The organism is Nocardioides sp., assembly GCF_047606145.1.
Taxonomy (GTDB): domain Bacteria; phylum Actinomycetota; class Actinomycetes; order Propionibacteriales; family Nocardioidaceae; genus Nocardioides.
The window spans coordinates 1-21,612 of the sequence record NZ_JASGET010000075.1 but is presented as its reverse complement, the minus strand read 5'-3'; the positions used below and the strand labels follow the sequence as shown (position 1 = coordinate 21,612).

Annotated in this window: 16 protein-coding genes; 8 read left to right on the top strand and 8 right to left on the bottom strand. The window is 70.2% G+C overall.

The window, feature by feature from the left end; translation table 11 throughout:
* The first annotated feature begins 634 nt into the window (after positions 1-634).
* The 3 genes from QM638_RS09525 to QM638_RS09515 all read left to right on the top strand — a co-directional run bounded on the left by QM638_RS09525 (position 635) and on the right by QM638_RS09515 (position 4,279).
* Entirely contained in the window at positions 635-1,942 is a 1,308-nt protein-coding gene (locus QM638_RS09525; RefSeq protein ID WP_415141730.1) for a sensor histidine kinase, read from the top strand.
* Entirely contained in the window at positions 1,939-2,634 is a 696-nt protein-coding gene (locus QM638_RS09520) for a response regulator (RefSeq protein ID WP_415141729.1), read from the top strand. Before QM638_RS09525 ends, QM638_RS09520 begins: the two co-directional genes overlap by 4 nt.
* A 301-nt stretch (positions 2,635-2,935) precedes the next feature.
* Entirely contained in the window at positions 2,936-4,279 is a 1,344-nt protein-coding gene (locus QM638_RS09515) for an exopolysaccharide biosynthesis polyprenyl glycosylphosphotransferase (RefSeq protein ID WP_415141728.1), read from the top strand.
* Positions 4,280-4,356: 77 nt separating this feature from the next.
* On the opposite strand, the gene QM638_RS09510 is transcribed toward QM638_RS09515, so the two are convergent.
* The 6 genes from QM638_RS09510 to QM638_RS09485 form a co-directional block, all read right to left on the bottom strand.
* A complete protein-coding gene (locus QM638_RS09510; RefSeq protein WP_415141727.1) occupies positions 4,357-6,726 on the bottom strand; it encodes a DPP IV N-terminal domain-containing protein in 2,370 nt (789 codons plus the stop codon).
* Positions 6,723-7,787 (bottom strand): ABC transporter ATP-binding protein, encoded by a 1,065-nt coding sequence (locus QM638_RS09505; RefSeq protein ID WP_415141726.1) that lies wholly within the window; start codon positions 7,785-7,787, stop codon positions 6,723-6,725. Before QM638_RS09505 ends, QM638_RS09510 begins: the two co-directional genes overlap by 4 nt.
* Positions 7,784-8,824 carry an ABC transporter ATP-binding protein gene (locus QM638_RS09500; protein WP_415141725.1) on the bottom strand — a complete coding sequence of 347 codons (1,041 nt, stop codon included), beginning with the start codon at positions 8,822-8,824 and terminating at the stop codon, positions 7,784-7,786. The genes QM638_RS09505 and QM638_RS09500 overlap by 4 nt, the downstream gene beginning before the upstream one ends.
* The gene (locus QM638_RS09495; RefSeq protein ID WP_415141724.1) at positions 8,821-9,768 is read right to left on the bottom strand and encodes an ABC transporter permease; all 948 of its coding nucleotides are present in this window, start codon (positions 9,766-9,768) and stop codon (positions 8,821-8,823) included. The genes QM638_RS09500 and QM638_RS09495 overlap by 4 nt, the downstream gene beginning before the upstream one ends.
* Positions 9,765-10,769, bottom strand: coding sequence for an ABC transporter permease (locus QM638_RS09490; RefSeq protein ID WP_415141723.1), 1,005 nt, complete (start codon positions 10,767-10,769; stop codon positions 9,765-9,767). Before QM638_RS09490 ends, QM638_RS09495 begins: the two co-directional genes overlap by 4 nt.
* A gap of 86 nt (positions 10,770-10,855) precedes the next feature.
* Entirely contained in the window at positions 10,856-12,496 is a 1,641-nt protein-coding gene (locus QM638_RS09485) for an ABC transporter substrate-binding protein (RefSeq protein ID WP_415141722.1), read from the bottom strand.
* Between the two features lie 335 nt (positions 12,497-12,831).
* On the opposite strand from QM638_RS09485, the gene QM638_RS09480 reads away from it, so the two are divergent.
* Both QM638_RS09480 and QM638_RS09475 read left to right on the top strand, forming a co-directional pair.
* On the top strand, positions 12,832-13,626 hold the full coding sequence (locus QM638_RS09480) for a 3'(2'),5'-bisphosphate nucleotidase CysQ (protein WP_415141721.1): 795 nt from the start codon (positions 12,832-12,834) through the stop codon (positions 13,624-13,626).
* A gap of 255 nt (positions 13,627-13,881) precedes the next feature.
* Positions 13,882-14,796, top strand: a complete 915-nt coding sequence (locus QM638_RS09475; RefSeq protein ID WP_415141720.1) for a glycosyltransferase family 2 protein — start codon at positions 13,882-13,884, stop codon at positions 14,794-14,796.
* Here the strand turns inward: QM638_RS09475 and QM638_RS09470 are convergent.
* Positions 14,772-15,749: a glycosyltransferase gene (locus tag QM638_RS09470; protein ID WP_415141719.1), complete on the bottom strand. Its 978-nt coding sequence runs from the start codon at positions 15,747-15,749 to the stop codon at positions 14,772-14,774. The two genes, QM638_RS09475 and QM638_RS09470, sit on opposite strands and share 25 nt — an antisense overlap.
* Positions 15,746-17,155, bottom strand: a complete 1,410-nt coding sequence (locus QM638_RS09465; RefSeq protein ID WP_415141718.1) for an O-antigen ligase family protein — start codon at positions 17,153-17,155, stop codon at positions 15,746-15,748. The genes QM638_RS09470 and QM638_RS09465 overlap by 4 nt, the downstream gene beginning before the upstream one ends.
* Positions 17,156-17,338: 183 nt before the next feature.
* Between QM638_RS09465 and QM638_RS09460 the strand changes: the two genes are divergently transcribed.
* The 3 genes from QM638_RS09460 to QM638_RS09450 all read left to right on the top strand — a co-directional run.
* Positions 17,339-18,802 (top strand): Wzz/FepE/Etk N-terminal domain-containing protein, encoded by a 1,464-nt coding sequence (locus tag QM638_RS09460; protein WP_415141717.1) that lies wholly within the window; start codon positions 17,339-17,341, stop codon positions 18,800-18,802.
* Positions 18,795-20,363: a polysaccharide biosynthesis C-terminal domain-containing protein gene (locus tag QM638_RS09455; protein ID WP_415141716.1), complete on the top strand. Its 1,569-nt coding sequence runs from the start codon at positions 18,795-18,797 to the stop codon at positions 20,361-20,363. The genes QM638_RS09460 and QM638_RS09455 overlap by 8 nt, the downstream gene beginning before the upstream one ends.
* A gap of 56 nt (positions 20,364-20,419) precedes the next feature.
* Positions 20,420-21,612 (top strand): Gfo/Idh/MocA family protein (locus tag QM638_RS09450; RefSeq protein WP_415141715.1); only part of this gene is annotated, 1,193 nt, incomplete at its 3' end.

Below are 21,612 nucleotides of genomic sequence, written 5' to 3'. Positions count from 1 at the left end.
CGGCCGACGCCGGCCGACGCCGGCCGACGCCGGCCGACGCCGGCCGACGCCGGCGCCGCGGCGCCAGACACAGCCGATGATGAGTTCACCTATCCTGGGGAGGCGGCGCGGAGGCAGGCCGGATATCGGCGGAGTGGGCCACATCGCGGTAACAGGGGTGGGGATGCGCGCGCTGTTGTCCACAGCTCATCCTCAAATCCCGGTATTCACTCCCCATCATTCGGTACTGCCCTACAGTAGGCCCTACGTTCTCGCGTAAGTACAACCACACAATGAAGACCAGGGGCCGGCCCCAAGCCGGGCTGTGGGGGATCGGGCCGTTTCGGCGGCCCTACGGGAAATCAGCGCTTGCCCTTGGTCTGCTCGTCCTGGGAGCACAATGACAACTGAACTAACGATGCGCGGGCGTTGGACCTGGAGGGGTTCCATGCTCGTGTTCCTGGTGGCCATGTCGGCACCCCTGTCCATGGGGCTGCTGCGGGACAACGGGAACCTGTTGACTGCCGCAGCCACGGCAGACGGACTGACCTATGCGCCAGCCGCCGTCGTCGCTGCAGTATGTGTGTACACGTCGTGGCGGCTTGCGGCCGCCACGTCCCCTGGCTGGATCGTTGCCGGCCTCTCTCTTGTCGCCGTGCAGGCCGTGAGCTTCGCGGCGCTCGAGTTCACCGACCGGGTGCGCACCACCGACCAGGTCGGCTGGATGGCCGTGGCCGATGTGGTCATGCTCGGCGCGCTCGTGTTGTGCCGGGTCTGCGACCAGCGCGGCCCGTTCCGGCTGAGCCCGGTCGCCACCGGTGTCGCGCTCGGCGCCGGCATCGGCCTGCTGCGTACCGCGTTCGTGGCGACGCTGCCCGACCTCACCACCGCCTTCGGCGGCCGGGTGCTGATCTCGGTGTTCGGCGTGAGCCTGTCGGCGGGCCTGATCTGGATGGTCCGCAACGAGACGCGGCTGCCGCGCTGGGTCGCCGTCCGGTTGGCCGCCGCGGTGCTGTGGCTGTGCACCGGGCGCACCGTGATCTGCCTCGACCCGGGGCTGAGGCATCCGGGCATGATCGTGGTCGCGTTGCTGTGCACCGGGCTCGCGGCGGTCTGCCTGGTCTCCGCCGGCGTGGTGATGCTGCGGCACGCGCTCGCCGTCAACGTCCAGCGCACCAGCAACCTGCTCGAGGAGCTGGAGCAGGTGGAGAGCGACCAGCGACTGCACCGGGCACGGATGCACGAGGTGGAGTCGACGATGGCCGGCATCCGCTCGGCCACCGAGCTGCTGCGCGACGCCGATCTGATGACGCCCGAGCGGCGACAGCAGATGGAGGACCTCATCTATGCCGAGGTCTGCCGGCTGCAGCGACTGCTCGGGGCGCGCCGCGACCCGGCCGGTCGGGACCGGACGGGAGCGGCGAGCCAGCCGTCGGCCGCCGAGCGGATCGCCGCCGCGCCGCAGCCGCGGCCGGTGACGTCCATCAGCCTGGACGAGACCCTGGCCGCGCTCGCGACCATCCACGGTGCGCGAGGCACCACCGTCACCTGGAGCCCGTCGGGGACCCACGTGCGCGGTGACGCCGACGAGATCACCGAGGTGCTCAACATCCTCTTCGACAACGCGGCCAGGCACGGTGACGCCAGCGCCTCGGTCGCGGTCCGCCAGGACGCGGACTCGGTCGAGATCCTGGTGACCAACTCCGGCCCGGGGATCGCGCCGGAGGTCCGGGAGCGGCTCTTCGAATGGGGGGCTCGCTCGGCCGGCTCGCCGGGTCAGGGGATCGGGCTGCACATCGCCCAGTCCCTGGCGGCGAAGCAGGGTGGCTACCTGAGGCTGAGCGAACCGGCTCGGTCCGAGCGCGATCTCGCCGATCCGGCGGGTCGCTCCGAGCGCTACGACTCGACTCCCGATGAGGCGGTCGGCATCACCTTCGCGGTGGGCCTGCCGGCGGCGTCATGAGCACCGCGACCATGACGGCACGCAGCCAGCTGCGGGTGGCGATCGTGGAGGACCACGTCCTGTTCGCGGAGTCGCTGGAGCTGGCGCTCTCGCTGGAGGGGTACGACGTCCGCCGGATCCTGCTGCCCGCCGAGCAGACCTCGGTGCCGGCGATGATGGCCTCGGTGCTGCGGCAGCGACCCAAGATCGTGCTGCTCGACTTCGACCTGGGTCGGTTCGGCGACGGCGCCCGACTGGTCGAGCCGCTGGCCCGGGCCGGGGTCGACGTGGTGGTGGTCACCGGTGCGGTCGACGAGGCCCGCTGGGGGCAGGCGCTGCGACTCGGCGCCCGCACCGTGCTGCCGAAGTCGCACCCGCTGGGTGAGATCCTCGGCACCGTCCGCCGGCTGCACCAGGGCCAGAGCGTCCTGGACGTGGCCGACCGGGAGCGACTGCTCAAGATCTGGCACCAGCGTCGTGGCGAGATGCTCGACCTGCGCGCCCGGCTCGACCGACTGACCAACCGTGAGGCCGAGGTGCTCGGACATCTGATGCGCGGTGAGACGGTCAGCGAGATCGCCGTGCTCGGGGTGGTCTCGGAGGCGACGGTGCGCACCCAGGTGAAGTCGATCCTGGCCAAGCTCGAGGTCTCCTCGCAGATCGCCGCGGTCGGTCTCGCCCACCGGGTGGGCTGGAAGGCTCCGACCGGCTGACCGACCGGCTGACCCGTTCGGTCCAGCCCGCCGGTCCAGCAGGGCCCGGCGCGACCCGCCCCCGTCCGCACCTCCCGGTGCGGACGGGGGCTTCGGTCTCCCCGGGTCCGGCCCGGACCGGAGGGGCCCGCGCATGGGCCCGGTCACCCACTCTTCGCCCGGTCGTCACCGGCCGGTCGCGGGGCTGTCCCCTATATGCGGCATATCGGCCTGGTTCGGTCTGTGAGAGACCGCCGACGCCTCCAACATTGCAGGGTCGTCATCCATCGGGGATGACGCGGGGGAAGGCAATCAGACCGCGATGGCAGGCACTGTTTCGGAACTGACCAGGACACTGGAGCAGGTCGAGTTCGACCGCCCGGTCCGGATCATCCGTCGCCGCCTGCGCGGTTCGGTGCGCGTGCTGATCGCCGGGATCGATGCGCTCCTGCTGGTCGCGATGGCGGTCGGCGTGCTGGGCCTGTCCCTCGCCACGGCGCTGGTCGCGGCCGTGGTGTGGGGCGTTCTGACCGCTGTGACCGCGCCGCGACTGCTGCGCCGTTCCGTCGGCGTGCGCGGGTTGCTCCACGCCGCCGCGCTGGCCGGGCTCGGCTGCTGGATCGGGGACGCCCTGATCGGGCTGCCGGTGCCCGCCGATCGGCTGGTGCTCCTGACCGGCCTGGCCGTGCTCGCCGCGTTGGCCGTCCGGATCGCCGTGCGCGCCGTGCCGAGCACGCCGTTGCGGGTGCTCGTCGTCTCCGGCGAGGCCGACCGGGAGGAGTCGATGAGCGCCGCCATCAACGCCAGCCGCGGCACGCTGGCCTGCGTGGGTGGCACCTCCCCGGAGCTGCTCCCCAAGGCCGTCGAGTTGGCCCGGCCGGACGCGTTGCTGGTGGTCCCCGGTGCCGACCTGGCCGGCCGCGCCGTGCAGCGGGTGGCCTGGGTCGCCGAGTCGCGCCGGCTGCCGATGCTGGTCAGCCCCCGGCTGGCCGATGTCGCCGAGTCCCGTACGGTGCCGACGAAGTTCGGCTCGCTCGCCACGCTGCATGTTCGCCATGCCCGCCGTCGCGGCGCCCTCGCCATGCTCAAGCCGCTGTGGGAGCGCAGCTTCGCCGCGGTGCTGCTCCTGCTGCTCGCGCCGGTGCTGGCGGTCGTCGCGCTCGCCGTCCGGCTCGATTCCACCGGCCCGGTCTTCTTCCGGCAGCAGCGCGCCGGCAGGGCCGGGGCGCCGTTCGAGATGATCAAGTTCCGCACCATGTGCCAGGACGCCGAACAGCGTCTGGCCGAGCTGGGCGAGCGCGAGGGGCACGTGCTGTTCAAGATGACGGCCGATCCCCGGATCACCCGGGTGGGAGCGCTCCTGCGGCGCTACTCGCTCGACGAGCTGCCCCAGCTGATCAACGTGGTCCGTGGCGAGATGGCGCTGATCGGGCCGCGGCCGGCCCTGCTGAGCGAGGTCGAGCAGTACGACGAGGACCCGCGCCGTCGGATGGTGGTCCAGCCCGGCCTGACCGGACTCTGGCAGGTCTCCGGCCGCTCCGACCTCTCCTGGGAGGAGTCGGTCCGGCTCGACCTGGAGTACGTCGACAACTGGTCGCTGGCCCTGGACGCCTCGATCCTGGCGCGGACCGTGCGCGCCGTGCTGAGTCACTCCGGCGCCTACTAGCCGGAGTCCAGGCCCGGGCCGGCGAGTCCACGCCGAGGAGCCCAGGGCGGGCGAGCCCGGCCGGATGCCGCGCGGGCTCAGGTCTCCCAGAGACGCTGCCCGGTCTCGACCTCGAGACGGTGGTGTCGCAGCGGCACCCGCCCCTGGACGTGCTCGACGAAGTAGTCCCAGAGCCGCTTCTGGTAGTAGGGCTGGGTGGTGTAGTAGTGCGACTCGCCCGGCATGATCTGCAGGTCGAAGGTCTTGCCGGCGGCCACCAGACGGCCGAGGAACTGGACGAGGAGCGCCGGCTCGCACTCCTCGTCGACATCGCCCCCGATGATCAGCAGGTCGCCGTCGAGACGGTCGACGTAGGTCGCGGGGTCCCAGCGGAGGTGACTCGGGGTCCGCTCGCTCGGGGTCGTCCGCGCGCGGCGCCCGTCGCCGAAGTCGGGACGGCCGAAGTGCGCCTCGGTGATCCAGGCCTGACTGCCGTCGGCGCCGAGCGCGGGCGAGCTGACCACCCCGACCCGGTAGAAGTCCGGCTCGCGCAGCAGGCACATCAGCGTGGCGTAGCCGCCCGAGGAGTGACCGTTGACGCCCACCCGGCGCAGATCCATCCAGGGCCGGTCGCGGCCGAGCCTCTCGATGGCCGCCCGGTGGTCCGCGATCCCGAAGCGGTCGTCCTGGTCCCAGGTCAGGTCGCGGAACGCCCGCGACCGGACCGGGGTGCCGGGGCCGTCCATCACCACGACGACGAAGCCGAGGTCGGCCATCGCATGCACGCCGAACATGAAGGACCCCGAGATCCCTTCGAGGAAGCTGCGGGGCTGGGTGAGCACCTGATGTCCGCCGTAGATCCGCTCGATCACCGGCCAGCCGACCGCCTCGTCGAAGCGTCGCGGCTTCACGATGACGCCCCACATCTCGGTGACACCGTCGGCGGCGGTGGTGCGGAACTGCTCGGGGAAGCGCCAGCCGAGCTCGAGCAGCCCGCTGACGTCCGCGCGAGCGAGCTCGGTGGCCGTCCCCGCCTCGACGTCGCGCAGCAGCGTGACCGTGGGCAGGTCGACCCGCGAGACGTTGTCCACGACGTACCGGCCCGAGGGCGCGATGCAGGTGCGCAGCTCGAAGGGCTGCACGCCCCACTCCCGGCGTACGGTGCCCTGCGGGAGCGCGGGGAAGGCGTGATCGGCGTCCTCGGGCGTGAGGCAGACCAGGCCGGCGTTGGCCTCGCCGTCCAGATCGACCCGGTAGAGCGAGCGGTGGTAGGGGTTGCGCCCGGGTACCACGCCGCCGGTGGTGAAGAAGGCGTGCCGGTCGGTGACGTGGAGGAGGTCCTGGACCACCCATTCCCCCGAGGTCAGCTGTCGCACCGACCCGCGGGCGATGTCCACCACCCACAGGTGCGGCCAGCCATCGGACGGGGAGAACCAGATCAGCTCGTGCCGATCGGCGAGGTAGCGGACGTTGTCGTCGTTGAACCAGATGTTGTTGAGCCGATACATGTGGTCGTGCTCGAGGTGCACGATCCGTGCCGCGCCGGTGGCCGGGTCGATCTCGACCACGCCGGCGGCGTCCTGGGCGAAGGTGCCGACCAGGCCGACGACGGTGCCGCGCGGTGTCCACCAGCAGTGGTAGGGCTGGATCTGGAGTCCGTCCGGCAGTTCCTCGACCGGGGTCTGCGCGCCGGTGGCGACGTCCAGCACGTACCACTCCCAGCGGGTCTCCTCCGGATCGCCGAAGAGCTTGCGCCGGATGTGGTGCACCCGCGGCACCGGGTCGCCGTCGGGACGGATGCTCTCCAGGTAGGGGTACGGCGGGATCGAGCGCTCGTCGACGCGCGCCACGAACAGCCGGTCGCCGTCGGGGGACCAGAAGCAGCCCATCATCGCCTGCGGCAGGCCGGCGTCGTCGCGGCCGATCCGCCCCACCCGGTCGTAGTCGTTGTCGGGCGCCTCGGCCCACCCGTGGTGCTCCTCGCCGTCGGTCGTCAGCCGCCGCTCCCGGCCGTCGATGCGCACCCACAGATCGTGGTCGCGGACGAACGCCACCCGACCGCCGGGGCCGTGGATGAGATTGGTCTCGGGAGCCGGCAGGTCGGACCGGGCGCCGTCGGCCTCGATCCGGACGGCGCCTGCCCGGCCGGTCAGGCACAGGATCAGCGCGTCGCCGTCGTACTCGAGGCCCTCGACCGGGAGCGCCGATGCCTCCGCTCCCACCGCCCGGGCGACCAGGGCGTGGTCGAAGGCGGGCCGACGCTCGCCGGTGGCCGCGTCGACCTGGACGAACTCGTGCCCGCCGGCGATCTCGTGGCGGAACCAGAACCGGTCCTCACCCGGCAGCCAGGTCGGGATGATCAGGGCGTTGGTGACCCGGTTGAGCAGTGCACTGGGCCAGGTCTGCGCCGCGTAGGCGTAGTCCTCCTCGGTCAGCTCTTCTCGATCCGGCGCCGGGGTGGCGGTCATGAGCGGTTCTCCTCCGGTCGGGGGACGGGTGCGGCGGTGGCCGACGGGGTGGGCAGCACCGGCAGCGAGCCGGCGGCGTACGGGCCGGCGACGAACCTCTCCACCCAGTGGCAGGCGACCAGATGGCCGCCGCCGAGGTCGCGCAGCGTGGGCCGCTCGTCGTGGCAGCGGGTCTCCTGCCGCAGCGGACAGCGGGTGTGGAAGCGGCAGCCCGCCGGGGGAGCCACCGGCGAGGGCGGGTCGCCCTGCAGCACGATCCGCTCGCGGCCGCGCTCGATCACCGGATCGGGGATCGGCACCGCGGACATCAGCGCCCGGGTGTACGGATGCAGCGGCTCGCGGCACAGCGTGTCGCTGTCCGCCTGCTCGACGACCCCGCCGAGGTACATCACGGCGACGTCGTGGGAGACGTGGCGCACCACCGCGAGATCGTGCGCGATCACCAGATAGCTGAAGCCCTGCTCGCGCTGCAGCTGCTCCATCAGGTTGAGGATCTGGGCCTGGATGGAGACGTCGAGGGCGGAGACCGGCTCGTCGGCGACGATCAGCCGGGGGCCGAGCGCGATCGCCCGTGCGATCCCGAGGCGCTGGCGTTGGCCGCCGGAGAACTCGTGCGGATACTTGCGGGCCGCCGAGGCCGGCAGGCCGACCTGGTCGAGCAGCGTGCGCACCGTGGCGGTGGCGTCGACGCGGATCCCGTGCGCGCGCAGCGGCTCGGTGAGCAGCGTCGCCACGCTCTGCCGCGGGTTGAGGCTGGCCAGCGGGTCCTGGAAGACCATCTGCATCTGCCGACGCATGGTGCGCAGCGGCTCGCCGGAGAGTCCGGCCACGTCGGTCCCGTCGAAGCCGACGGTGCCCTCGGTGATCGGCGCCAGCCGCAGGATCGCCTTGCCGAGGGTGGACTTGCCGCAACCGGACTCGCCGACGAGGCCGAGCGTGCGCCCCTCCTCGATCCGCAGGTCGACGCCGTCGACCGCCTTGACCGTGCCGCCCCGGTCGAACAGGCTCCGACCGCGCAGCGGGTAGTGGACCTTCAGGCCGTGCACCTCGAGCAGGCTCATCGCTCTCCCTCCACCGGGCCCGGGACCGTCGCGGCGGTACGCAACGGATGGAAACAGCGCACCTCCCGGCCCGCCTGGCCGGTGAGCTCGGGCGGCTCGGTGACGCATCGGTCGGTACGGCGACCGCAGCGGGGCGCGAACGCGCACCCCGTCTCCCACGGCAGCACCTGGGTGGGCGACCCGGGGATGGGCCGCAGCGGTACGCCGCGCGGTGCCTCCAGGCGCGGCACGCTCTCCAGCAGGCCCCCGGTGTAGGGATGCGAGGGCTCGGCGAAGAGCGCGTCGCGGGGGGCCTTCTCCACGATCCGCCCCGAGTAGATGACGTTGACCTGGTCGCACAGCCCGGCGACGACGCCGAGGTCGTGGGTGATCATCAGCAGCGCGGCGCCGGTCTCGGCGACCAGCTCCGCGAGCACCTCGAGCACCTGGGCCTGGATCGTCACGTCCAGCGCGGTGGTCGGCTCGTCGGCGATGAGCAGCTTCGGCTCGCAGGCCAGCGCGATGGCGATCAGGACACGCTGACGCAGCCCGCCGGAGAGCTGGTGCGGATACTCCCGCAGCCGGCGACGGGGGTCGGGGATGCCCACCTTCGCGAGCAGGTCGGCGGCCCGCTCACGTGCCTGCGCCCGTGAGGCCTTGGCGTGCCGGCGGATCACCTCGGTGATCTGCACCCCGATCGTCACCACCGGGTTGAGGGAGGTCATCGGGTCCTGGAAGACCATCGCGATGTCCCGTCCGGCCAGGCGGTTGCGCTGACGGGGCGACATCGGGAGCAGATCCTCGCCCTGGAAGCGGATCGAGCCGCCGATCGTGGTCCCCCGACTCGGCAGCAGGCCCATGATGGCCAGTGAGGTGACGGACTTGCCGCTGCCCGACTCGCCGACCAGGCCGACGTGCTGGCCGGGCATGATCGCGAAGGAGACGTCGTCGACGACCCGGGAGGACTCCCTGCCCTGGCCGGCGAACTCGACGCTGAGGGACTCGACCTCCAGGATCGGTGCGGTGGCGCCCTCCCGGCGCGGGCTCTTCTCGCTCATCGACGGCTCCTCGGGTCGAGTGCCTCACGCATCGCCTCGCCGAGGAGCGTGAAGCCCAGGGCGGTCACGGCGATGGCGACGCCGGGGTAGATGGCCAGCTGGGGGGCGACGTCGAAACGGTCCTGGGCGGCGACCAGCATCCGACCCCATTCGGCGGCCGCCGGGTCGGACTGCCCCAGGCCCAGGAAGGAGAGCGAGGCGACCTCGATGGTGGCCGTGGCCAGGCCCAGCGTCGCCTGCACGATGGTGGGCCCGATGGAGTTGGGCAGCACGTGACCGATCACGATCCGGCGCTTGCGCAGACCCAGCGCGGTGGCGGCGAGCACGTAGTCCTCGCCCGACTGGGCGAACATCGAGCCGCGCAGCAACCGGGCGAAGAACGGCACCTGGGCCGCGCCCACCGCCAGGATGACGGCCCAGACGTTGGCCCCGAGGATGGCCGCGATGCTGATCGCCAGCAGCAGGCTCGGGACGGAGAGCATGATGTCGACACAGCGCATGAGCACGTTGTCGACCCGCCGGCCGAACCGGCCGCCGACCACCGCGAAGCCGCCGGAGACCGCACCGAGCACCATGCCCACGGTCAGGCCGATCAGCGTGGAGACCACGCCCAGGAAGAGCGAGCTGCGGGCGCCGTACACCATCTGCGTCCACAGATCGGAGCCGAAGCGGTCGAGGCCGAGGAGGTGTCCGTGGCCCGGCCCGGGGACCGAGTCCAGCGTGATCTGGTCGGCCCACTGTCCCGACCCCGGTCGGTACGAGGTGAGCAGCGGCGCGCACAGGGCGACCAGCAGGAAGACCGCCACGATGACGGCGCCGACGATCGCGCCGGGATTGCGTCGCAGCCGCCGCCAGGCCGAGCGGGTCAGGCTCAGCCCTGCGGCGTCGAGGGACGCCTGGTCCAGGACGAGCGGATCTCCGGGAGGAGTCGGGAGCATGGTCATGACGGGCGCACCCTCGGGTCGATGAATCCGTAGGCCAGGTCGACGAGGAGGTTGATCACGCAGTAGAACACCGCGATCAGCAGCACGAAGCCCTCGATGACCGGATAGTCGTTGGCCGAGATGGCCTGGAAGAGGTACTGCCCGATGCCGGAGAAGTTGAAGACCGTCTCGGTCAGCACCGATCCGGACAGCAACAGCCCCGCCATCAGTCCGATGGTGGTCACCACCGGAAGCAGCGCGTTGCGCAGCACGTGACGCAGCGAGACGACCCGGGGAGCGAGGCCCTTGGCTCGTGCCGTCCGGACGTAGTTCTCATCCATCACCTCGATCACCGAGGCACGGGTGATGCGGGCGATGTAGGCCATCGACATCGTGCCCAGTGCGATCCCGGGCAGGATCAGGTGCTCGAGCGCGTTCCAGGCGGCGTCCCACTCGCCGGTGAGGATGCCGTCGAGCACATAGAAGTTGGTGACGTGGGTGGCGTCGATCCGCGGATCCTGCTGTCCGCCGGTCGGCAGCCAGTGCAGCCAGTCCGCGAAGACCAGACGCAGCAGGATGGCCAGGAAGAAGACCGGGGTGACCACGCCGACCAGCGAGCCGGAGACGAGGAAGGTGTCGAGCCACCGGCCCTGGTGACGGGCGGCCAGATAGCCCAGCGGGATGCCGATGAGGATGGCGATCGCCAGCGCCGTGATCGCCAACGAGAGGGTGGCCGGCAGCCGGTCGAAGAAGGTGTGCAGGACGGATTGGCCGTCCTGGATGGAGGTGCCGAGGTTGCCGCCGAGCAGCGAGGTGACGTAGTGGTAGTACTGCTCGGGCAACGACGTGTCGAGGCCGAGCTCGGCACGCACCTGCGCCACCGCCTGTGGGGTCGCATGGCGACCGAGCAGGGCTCGCGCGGGGTCTCCCGGCAGTGCCCGCACCCAGAGGAACAGCAGCAGCGAGAGGCCGAGGAGCACCGGCACCATCTGGAGCAGGCGTCGTACGACGAAGCGGATCATGAGAACTCTTTCGCTTATGTTCCGTGCACTCCCGAGGTACGCGGCAGCCGAGCAGGGGCGGCCCGGACCGGGCCGCCCCTGGCGGGTCAGCTGAGCGAGACGGTGTTGAACATCTCCTGGCTGATGGGACTGGCGACGAAGCCCTGCGCCTTCGGATCCAGACCGATGAACGAGGGCGAGCTCGCGAGCGGCACGCCCGGCAGGAGCTGCATGATCTCGTCGGAGAGCCGCTGGTAGACCTTCTCCTGCTGGGTCGCGGAGGACACGGTCTGGGCGGCCGCGAGCTTCTTGTACAGGCTCGGGTCGTCGAAGCCCCACTCGGCGCTGGGGAAGCCGAAGGCCAGCCCGATGAAGCTGTCCGCCAGGTTGACCTGGCCGATCCAGCAGCTCATCTCCAGGCCGTGCTGAGCGGTGCCGTAGATGCGCTCGGAGTACTGCGAGCGCGGGATCGCGACCGGCTTGACCTTGAGCCCGATCGCCTCGATCTCGGTGCGTAGCAGGTTCAGCGTGTCGTCGGGCGCCGGCAGGCAGGCGTTGCCGCCGCCGCTCTGGTAGTCGAGCTCGATGGTCTTCCCGGTCGCGCCGGCCTGCTTGATGAGCTTCTTGGCGAGGGCCACGTCGTGGTCGTACGACGTGACGTTCTTGTTCCAGCCCTGCATGCCCTCGGGCAGGAACTGGTTGGCGGTCACGGTGCCGTCGGGGAATGTCGACTTGATCAGCGCCTCACGGTCGATGGCATGCGCGATGGCCTCCCGGACCCGCTTGTCGTCGAGCGGCGCGACCTTCTGGTTGAAGCCGAGGAACGCCAGCGTGAAGGGCTTGCGCTGGGCGACGCCGTAGCCGGCGTCCTTCAGCGAGTCGACCTCGGTCGGGGAGATCGAGTCGGCGCCGTTGACCTCACCGTTGCGCAGCGCCGCGACCCGGGCGTCGGAGTCGGACATCGAGAGCATGACCAGCCGCTTGACCTTGGCCTTCTGGCCCCAGTAGTCGGGGTTGCGCTGCAGGACGACCTGGTTGCCGCGCTCCCAGGAGACGAAGGAGAACGGGCCGGTGCCGACCGGGTGGGCGGTCGAGTAGGACGTGGTGTTGGGGTTGGAGGCGTCGTCGTGCTGGTACTTCTTCAGCGCCGTCGGCGACTCCATCACGAACTGCGGCATGGAGAGCACCTGGATCAGGCCGGGGAACGCCTTCTTGAAGGTGAGGACGGCGTGGTCCTTGCCGTCGGCCCGGCACGAGGAGTAGATGGCCTGGCTGGCCGTCGACCCGGTGGCGAAGCCATGGAAGAAGTAGCTGTAGTAGTAGGCGTAGTTCGCCGACTGGGCCGTCTTCGGCAGGTGGTACCACCGGTTGAAGTTGTAGCAGACCGCCGCCGCGTCGAACGTCGTGCCGTCCTGGAACTTCACGCCCTGGCGCAGGGTGAAGTCGTAGGTCTTGCCGCCATCGGAGATCTTCCAGGCGGTGGCCAGGCGTGGCTCCGCGTCGGCGGTGCCGGACTTGACGCCGGTGAGGCCCTCGAAGATCTGGCCGTCGACCAGGCCGCTGGTCATGTCCTGGGTGAAGACCGGGTCCAGACTCACCGGGTCGCCGGTGGTGGCGTAGACGAAGGTCCCGCTCGCACCGTTGGCCCCGTCCTTGTCGCGATCGCTCTTCACGCAGCCGGTCAGGCCGATCGCCAGCACGAGCGCACCGATCCCGGCGACCAAGCTCCTTGCCGTGTTGCCGCGCATCTCTTTCCCTTTCTCCAGGCCCCGATCGGGGCCATACGACGCCGGGAACATACCATCCGGTCGGGACGTACGCTAGAGCGAGCGGCCAGGCGGTCCTCAGGTGTGACCAGGTGTCACCGGGCGTCAGCGGGCGCGCGAGGAGGCCCGCGTCGCCGATCGCCGGCGCTGCGCGAGGAGTGGCGGTCCGGCCAATGCTCCGGGCCGTGCGTGCGAGCCGGCCGGAGCGCTCGTCGTACGCCGCCCGTGGACCGCGCTCGACGCCGCCGTCCGTCGATGCCGGAGAACAGAGATTCCGGATGATCCCTGGAGCCGGAGGAACCCTTAAGGTGGACGCCGTGACCTTCGATCCCGGCACACCGAGTGCAGAAGTCCTCGCCGACGACCACCTCCTCGCCGCCTGGCTGGCCGATGCCGCCGGCGGTCGTCTGCTGGAGGTTCGCGAGGAGGGTCTCGAGGGCAGGGAGCTCAAGGACGCCGGCGACCTGGCGGCGCACACCCTGCTGATGGAGCTGGTCGCCCGCTACCGGCCCGAGGACGGCGTGCTGTCCGAGGAGGGCAAGGACTCCAAGGAGCGACTGGCCAAGGACCGGGTCTGGATCATCGATCCGCTCGACGGCACCCGGGAGTTCTCCGAGCCGCCGCGGGACGACTGGGCGGTGCATGTGGCGCTGTGGCAGCGGACCGGTCCCGACACCGGCGAGCTGATCGCCGGCGCGGTGGCACAGCCCGCACTCGGTGAGACCTTCCATACCGGCAACCCTCCGGTGGTGCCGCCGGCGACCTCGGCGAGGCCGCGGATCGCGGTCTCCCGCAGCCGCCCGCCGGCGTTCGTGGAGGCGTTGGCGACCGAGCTCGACGCCGAGCTGGTCCCGATGGGCTCGGCCGGGGTGAAGGTGATCTCGGTGGCCCGCGACCTCACCGACGCCTATGTGCACGCCGGCGGCCAGTTCGAGTGGGACTCTGCGGCTCCGGTCGCCGTCGCCTCCGCGGCCGGACTCTTCACCTCACGGGTGGACGGCTCGCCGCTGCGCTACAACCAGGACGACGTCTACCTGCCCGACCTGATCGTGTGCCGGCCGGAGCTGGCGGAACGAATCGTGGCGTTCGTCCAGGAGCACGGCGTCGGCTGACCACACGACCGCGGCCGCGAGGTTCGGGTGCCGTCGTCCGGGCCGTCCGTTCATCGGTGTCAGCGAGCGGTACCTCGTCTTCCCTGGGCATCGCCAGCTTCGGCAAAGCAGAGATGTCGACATCGCCCCGACCGGTCTCGGCGGTGATCCCCTCAATCGGGTATCTGCTGCGGGGCCGGGCCGGCGCGACGACGGTCGAGTCGGCAGGCTGGACCCTGGGCGGCCGAACGGTCGTCTGCGATGGAGGTTGCAGTTGTGAGTAGCCCGGCGGTCACCGCGGTGGTGCCCACCCATAACCGACCCGAGCTGATGCGTCGGGCGGTGCAGAGCGTGGTCGACCAGGACTATGCCGGCGAGATCGAGATCATCGTCGTCTTCGACGCGTGCACTCCGCAGGCGCCGGACGTGGACCTGCCGGCGGGCCGGTCGTTGCGGATCGTCGCCAACGAGCGCTCTCGTGGACTCGCCGGGGCGCGCAACACCGGGATCGTGGCGGCCTCGCACGATTACGTCGCGTTCCTCGACGACGACGATCATTGGCTCCCGCAGAAGCTGACCGCTCAGCTTGCGGCGTTCGACCAGCATCCCGAGACCGTCCTGGTCGGCACGGCGGCCGTCTTCGACGACGGCACCCGGCAACACGTCCGCGCGGTGCCGATGGACCTGGTCACGCACGACGCGCTGCTGCGCGATCGGATGGCCGGCCTGCACTCGAGCACCTTCGTGTTCCGCACCGAGGCGTTGCGCGAGACCCTCGGGCTGGTCGATGAGGATCTCCCGGGAAGCTACGGGGAGGACTACGACCTGCTGCTGCGCTCCTCGCGGATCGCGCCGATCCCGGTGGTGAACGAGCCGCTGGTCAACGTCGCGTGGTCGCAGTCGTCGTACTTCTTCGGCAAGTGGGGGGCGTACGCCGATGGCCTGGAGTACCTGTGGCGTGAGCATCCCGGGTTCCGGCAGGATCGCCGCGCAGACGGCCGAATCGCCTCGCAGATCGCCTTCGCACGTGCTGCGCAGGGAGAACGAGCAGAGGCACGCGGCTGGGTGGCCCGGGCGGTGCGGCGCGACCCGACTCAGGTCAAGGCATGGCTGGCGCTGGCGATCTCGTTGAGGCTGATCTCGACGGCTCCCGTCGTCTCGCTGCTTCAGCGCCTCGGCAAGGGGATCTGAGCCGGTTGGGCTGCTGGCCGCACGCGGGTGCCCACCGGCCGCCGGTGGGCGGATAGTGCCGCGGCCGCCGTCAGATGTGTCGGAGAGAGTTCCTCGGGTTCAGCGACGATCGCGAGCCCCAGCCGCTCGATCATCGAGGCGAACTCGACCTGGTGATCGTCGACCATCTCGCCGGCTCTCGCCCGGCGTGCCAGGATCACTGGCACCTTGCCCTGCTCGAGCACGGCGAGCACGGACCCGACACCGGCATGGGTGATGACGACGTCGGCGGCACCGAAGGCGGAGTGCAGTTCGGTGGCAGGAAGCCACTGGTCCAGTGGGCGGCCGTCGTGCCCGGTCGCCCGTGTGGTCCCGGTCTGCCAGGTGACCTCGAATCCGTCGAGGACTCGGAGTGCGGCGGCGATGGCCCGGTCGAAGGGCCACAACTCCGTGCCGAGGGACACGACCGCCGTGGCCAGCACGGGCTCGGACTCGGCGGCGCGCGACGATGCCTCGAATGCGTCGAAGACCCCAGGCACCGACGTCCAGGCGGGGTCGCCCCAGCCTTCCCCCTGGACGAAGAGCCGTGCGCGCGTCATGTGCTGGGCGAATCGACCGGTGGATGAGGGGCCCTTCACGCGCGTCGCGCTGTCGATGAACCACGTCTCGCATCGGCGCAAGGTCGCGGCCAGGAGGTGAGGTGTGGAGAAGAGCGCGCCGGTGCTCACCAGCAGCTCCGGCCGGACCCGCTGCTGGATCCGCAGCGCACGCGGGAGCCCCAGTGCCGCCTTGGCCATCTGCCCGGAGCCCACCCGGGGAATCCAGATTACCTGCTCACCGGAGAGCAGCGACTCGGTCTGGGCGTTGCGGCCGGTGACCCACACGGCGTCGTGGGTGTCGACCTCAAGGAGGTCGGCCATGATCCTCAGCTCGTCGAGGTGGCCGCCGGGCGAGGCCACCAACAGGGTCCTCATCGGTTCAACCCGACGGTCGACGACTGGCTCGGTGCCTGGGCCGACGACCGGCCATGTGTCACGGTTGACGGCTCACCATGCTCGGCGGTCACGGGTGCGCCGACGGCACGGGCCGGCCAGTGCAGAACGGCGCGGGTCGGGGCGACGGCGATCGGCCGGGGCCTGGCGTCGGGCCGGCGTAGTGCGACCGCGGCGGTTGCCATCATGATCGGGAGACCGTACGGGACGACGCCGTAGAAGCCGAGCTCGACCACTCCGGCCAGGCTGACCGCGCAGGCCACCTGGCCGAGGCCATCACGCCGTCGTCGGGAGCGCCACCACACCATCAGGAAGAAGCCGACGAAGGCGACGGTGGCAACCGGGCCGTTGGAGACCAGGACCATCCAGAACTGCCCTTGGGTGCCGACCGGTGGCGCGTCCACGTCCTGGCTCGTGGGTGGTACGCCGTAACCGAAGATCGGTGAATGGGGCACGAGCTCGAGCGACTGGGTGTACAGCGAGGCCCGGGTCGACGTCCCGGAGCCCTCCAGCCGTGTCTCGAGCCGGTCGCCGGCGAGGTGTTGGAAGACGACGGCCCCGGCCAGGGTGACGACGACGATGGCCACCATCGCCATGATGTGCCCACGAGTGGCGAGGCGCAGCGCGAGGTAGAGCGCGACGACCCCGATGCCGATCAGCATGCCCCGGTTCATCGTGAACGCGGCAGGAACGATCGAGACCGTCACGAGGATGCCGAGCACCCAGAAGAGTGCCCGGTCTCGACGGTGCTCGCCGCGCCTGAGGATCAACAGGTACACGATCACCATCGGCAACAGCAGCGAGTAGACGTTGCCCCAGTTGTTCGCATACAGGAATGGCGCACTCGGGCGTGCGGCCACGCCGAGATAGGAGTCCGGGTTGTACTGCGCCAGGCGCCGCACGACCATGTGGTTGATGAAGTCGTTGCTCGCCAGCCCGCCGGCGAAGGTGCGCAACAACCAGAAGGCAGGCGTGCGGATGACGGTGTTCGGCAACAAGGCGCCGAGGAAGCCGCCGACCACCACCCACGCCCAGGTAGCGGTGAGCAGACCGGCCACCCTTCGCCCGATGCGCTGGTCGGAGTGGTTGTAGATGTAGAGGAAGACCGCCGTCGAAGCCAGGTAGATGCCGGCTCGGTAGACGAAGGCGACCATGTGGTTCGCAGTGTCGACCATGACGACGGAGGCCAGCATCCACACCAGGAACAGGACCCACAAACCGAACCCGCGTGGCCCGCGGACCCGACCCCCGGCGACGAGGTAGAGCGCCATCACCAGCCCCAGCGGCAGCAGCACGAGGTCGATCACGCCGAGCAGCCACCACACCGGGGTCAGCGCGAGGTACGCCACGAGGGGCCACATCGGGTAGCTCTTCGCAGATGGACTCACCCACTCAGGAAAGCCAACCCGCGCCCGCGAGGACGGCGTTCGACGGGCTAAGTCCTCAAAATCGGGTAATGCTTCCGCTGCGCCCGGCCGGTGGGGGTGGTGCGCCGTGGTTTGGTAGGTGTCGCGACCAACGCGATGAACGTCAGCGCCGAGAGATTGCCGGCGCACACATGGGGAGTTCTGGTGTCAGATCAATACGAGGCAGAGCCGTCGCTCGAGCTGGGCCGCTACTGGGCAGTGGTCAAGCGTCGCTGGGTGCTGGTCGTCGCGCTGGCGCTACTCGGCGCTGTCGCCGCCGGCCTCTACGCCGTGGTCACACCGAAGAGCTACACGGCGACGACCCTGGTGAACATCAATGTCATCGCCGTCGAGCCTTTCGACAACCAGAAGCCCGACTCCGAGTTGATCGACGCGGTCACCGAGGAGCAGCTCGCTCGCTCGTCCACGGTGATGCGGTCGGCGGGAGAGACCCTTGGCGGCGGCACGAGCATCGCTGACGTCCGTCATGCCATGACGGTCACGGTGCTGTCCGGTGCAACGGTCGCTCGGGTGACCTTCACCGCGTCCAGCATGGACCGGGCGATCAAGGGATCCGATGCGGTCGGTCAGGCCTATGTCAACTACCGGACACAACGGGCTCAGGACCGCGTCGACCGGATCGTCTCCAAGCTCAACAAGCAGAAGGCGGCGCTCAGCAAGAGGCTGACGGCCGTCAACACCACGTTGGACAAAGGTGGGCTCACCACTGCCCAGCGCGCTGCGGCGTCGAGCCAACGCCAGGTCCTGCAGTCTCAGATCAGTTCGTTGCTCGCGCAGTTGAGCAGCGCGACGAGCATCGACACCTCCGGCGGTTACGTGATCACCCAGGCCGCGGACACCGCGCTGTCGGTGAAGCCGCACACCCAGCTCCTGGTGGAGATCGGCGCCGCGCTCGGTCTGGTCCTGGGTCTTCTCGCCGCCTTCGTCGTCGACGCCCTCGACCGGCGAGTCATCTCCGCCGCGGACGTGTCGAAGTATCACGGCGGACGACTGCTCTCCCGGCTCTTCGACGATCGCGCGGCAGTTCCCGCGGACGGATCCGATGCGGAGCCCTATCGCCTCGCTGCCGAACAACTCCTGGCGCTAGGACCCTCGGGGCGCAGTTCCTTCACGGTGGTCGATCTGACCCGCCGCCCCCAGCCGTTCGTCGCCGCGAACCTGGCGCTTGCGCTCTCCACCTCCAGCGACGACACGGTCATCGGCGTCTTCCCGGACGGGGCAGAGGAGACCCGGGAGACACTCGTCGACGAGTGCGGCGCGCGTGCCGTCGATACGCCGCTGGCAGGGTTCGACGGGTCGGCGGTGAGCCTGGGTGACTCCGCCCAGGAGGAGCGCGCTGGCACCGTCATCGTCGCGCTGCCGCCCGGCTCGGCACGTTCGCAGGTGTTGGCGGCGGTTCGCCAGGCGACGTCGGTGATCCTCGTCCTCGAGCGCCGTCACACCCATCGCCGGGAGATGGACACGTTGGTGGAGGCGATGTCCGCCGTGGGCGGTACCGTCGTCGGGTCCCTGTTGGCGCCCACCGTGACGCGAAGCGAGCGTCGGGGCGCGCGGGTCAGTGCCAGCGAGGAGCGGCCAACGCCCGTGCCCGCGCGAGAAGGTGTCTGAGACGGCGCTCACGCAGGCCGAGAAGCCGGTGACCGGCGAGCTCGGCCGAGCGGCACGCGGTGGAGCCGTCACCTTTCTCGGTGCCGCGATATCGGCGCTGGCAGGATTCGTCTTCAACATCCTGCTCGCCCGGCTCACCGGGGCTCATGGCGCCGGGGTGGTGCTCCAAGCGATCGCCGTCTTCACGATCGCCCTGGCGGTGGGGAAGTTCGGCTTGGACACCACCGCGGTGTGGCTGCTTCCACGGCTGGTGCGCACCGATCGCGCCGAGGCGCGGCGGGCGGTCCGCGTTCTGTGCGCACTGGCCTTGCTGCTTCCGATTCCGTTGCTGGTGGTCTGGCTCGTCATTTGGTGGGCGCAGATCGGCCCCGGTGACTCCGAGGTCGTCGACGCTGTCACGCTGTCCCTGCTGTTCCTGCCGGCGGCAGCGCTGATGACCGTCGCGCTGGCCGCGACACGCGCCTTCGGCGGAGTCCTGGCGTTCAACGGGATCGGCAACGTGCTGGTCCCGCTGTTGCGGCCGGTCGGCCTGGTCGCCGTGGTCGCAGCCGGTGGCGGCACACTGGCCGTCTCCGGCGTCTGGTCGCTCTCCTGGCTGATCGGAGTGGTGTTCGCCGTCGCTGTCCTCGGGCGGATGGTCACTGCCCGCACGGGCGGCGTCGGCGACCGGGTCGGCGAGACCGATCCCGATGGCCATCATCGGCCGCTGTCGCGCGTCATAGGGGAAGTCCTCGGCTACTCGCTGCCGCGGACCGTGATGGCGGCCATGGAGCAGACCATCATCTGGCTCGACGTGCTCTTGGTGGGGGTGATGCTCGGTTCCGTAGCCGCCGGCGTCTACGGAGCAGCGGCACGATTCGTCGCTGCCGGCGTCGTGGCCATGACCGCGCTGCGCATCGTGGTCGCCCCACGTTTCAGCGCCATGCTGGCCGAGCACCGGATCGCCGAGGTCGCCGAGCTCTACACCGCGACCGCGCGCTGGGTCCTGCTCCTCGGCGCGCCGATCTATCTGCTCCTGGCGATCTTCTCTCCGACGGTTCTCTCCTGGCTGGGACCGAACTTCGCCGACGGGGTCGGCCCGATGATCACGCTCTGTCTGGGATCGGTGGTGGTGGTCGCGGCGGGTAATGTCCAGTCGCTGCTGCTGATGAGCGGTCGTAGCGGTTGGGGAGCGTTCAACAAGGCGATGGTGGTGGTCGTCAACGTCGTCGGCAACCTGATCCTTATCCCGCGCGTGGGTATCGAAGGTGCCGCGATCGTGTGGGCGATCAGCATGTGTGTCGACACCACTCTGGCCGCCTATCAGGTGCGGCGCGGACTCGGTGTCTCGCCGGCGCTGCTCGCGATCGGCGGCACGGTGTGCGCCGTCGTCGCCTGCGTCGCGGTGCCGGCGATGGTGGTGGTCCTCATCGCCGGCCAGGGGACGACGTCTCTGGTGATGGGTGTCCTGGTCTCCGGGATCGTCCTGGGTGGCTATTGCCGGCTCGATCGTCACAGGCTGCGTCTCGACGAACTCGCGCATCTTCGCTCTCGTCGGCGTGCATCCGTTCCCTCAAATTAGGGTAATGCGCCCGGTGCCGGACGGGGTCGCGTGCCGCAGCGGGTGAGATGGCGGACATGACGACGAACCTCGACTACGACTCGGCCCACGCGGGCCCGCCACCGGCGAGCACCACACAGCTGCGGGTAGCAGTGGTGGGGGTCGGGAAGATGGGGCTCTCGCACCTCTCGATCCTTCGTGCCCACCCGGAGGTGAGTATCGAGGCGGTGTGCGACTCCAACGGCTACGTCCTCGACGTCCTCGGTGCGAACACCGGCCTGGTCCCCGAGACCGACTACGCCGGGATGCTCGACCGTACCGGGCTGGACGCGGTGGTGATCGCGACACCGACCAGGTCCCACTTCGCGATGGTCAAGGCGGCACTCGAGCACGGGTTGCACGTCTTCTGCGAGAAGCCGCTGACCCTCTCTGCCGCGGAGTCCGCCGAACTGTCCGAGCTCGTCACCAAGCGCAACCTCGTCGGCCAGGTGGGCTATCACAACCGTTTCGTGGCGGCCTTCGCCGAGGCCGCGCGGCTGCTCGAGCTCGGTGCGATCGGGACGATCCACCACGCTCGCGCCGAGGCCTACGGCCCGGTCGTCCTCAAGCCCAAGGGCAGCACCTGGCGTTCGCGGCGTTCCGAGGGCGGCGGCTGCCTCTACGACTATGCCGCACACCCGCTCGACCTGCTCACCTGGTATCTCGGCATCCCGACCCGGGTCTCCGGCACGGTACTGGGCCGGGTCTTCTCCGCCGAGACCGAGGACGAGGTCTACTCCACGCTTCACTACGACGGTGGCGTCTCCGCGCAGTTGTCGGTCAACTGGTCCGACGAGTCCTACCGCAAGATGTCGACCAAGGTGACGTTGTGGGGCACCGACGGACGGATCACCGTGGATCGGCAGGAGTGCCAGGTCTACCTGCGTGACTCGGCCACCCCTCCGGAGGGCTACCGACCCGGCTGGAACGTCAAGTACACCACCGAGCTCACGCCGCCGGTCTGGTTCTACGTGCGCGGCGAGGAGTACAGCGCCGAGCTGGACCACTTCGTCCGCCGGGTCATCGCGGTCAAGGCCGGCGAGCCCGACGTGGCTCGCAACGACTTCGCCTCGGCCTCGGTCGCGGATCGTGTGATCGAACTGCTGCTCGCTGACGCTGCCGGCCAGCAGTCCGCCGATGGTGACGCGGCGTCGAGCCCGACGGCCGCGGCGGGGACCGGCGGCCGGGGCCGGGTCAGCGCGATGGTCCGGGTCGGCGCGGTGGCGGAGCG

Excerpts from the sequence above, each read along its gene's own strand:
- QM638_RS09520 (WP_415141729.1), top strand. The coding sequence starts at position 1,939 with ATGAGCACCGCGACCATGACGGCACGCAGCCAGCTGCGGGTGGCGATC.
- QM638_RS09515 (WP_415141728.1), top strand. The coding sequence starts at position 2,936 with ATGGCAGGCACTGTTTCGGAACTGACCAGGACACTGGAGCAGGTCGAG.
- QM638_RS09510 (WP_415141727.1), bottom strand. The coding sequence starts at position 6,726 with ATGACCGCCACCCCGGCGCCGGATCGAGAAGAGCTGACCGAGGAGGAC.
- QM638_RS09505 (WP_415141726.1), bottom strand. The coding sequence starts at position 7,787 with ATGAGCCTGCTCGAGGTGCACGGCCTGAAGGTCCACTACCCGCTGCGC.
- QM638_RS09500 (WP_415141725.1), bottom strand. The coding sequence starts at position 8,824 with ATGAGCGAGAAGAGCCCGCGCCGGGAGGGCGCCACCGCACCGATCCTG.
- QM638_RS09495 (WP_415141724.1), bottom strand. The coding sequence starts at position 9,768 with ATGACCATGCTCCCGACTCCTCCCGGAGATCCGCTCGTCCTGGACCAG.
- QM638_RS09490 (WP_415141723.1), bottom strand. The coding sequence starts at position 10,769 with ATGATCCGCTTCGTCGTACGACGCCTGCTCCAGATGGTGCCGGTGCTC.
- QM638_RS09485 (WP_415141722.1), bottom strand. The coding sequence starts at position 12,496 with ATGCGCGGCAACACGGCAAGGAGCTTGGTCGCCGGGATCGGTGCGCTC.
- QM638_RS09470 (WP_415141719.1), bottom strand. The coding sequence starts at position 15,749 with ATGAGGACCCTGTTGGTGGCCTCGCCCGGCGGCCACCTCGACGAGCTG.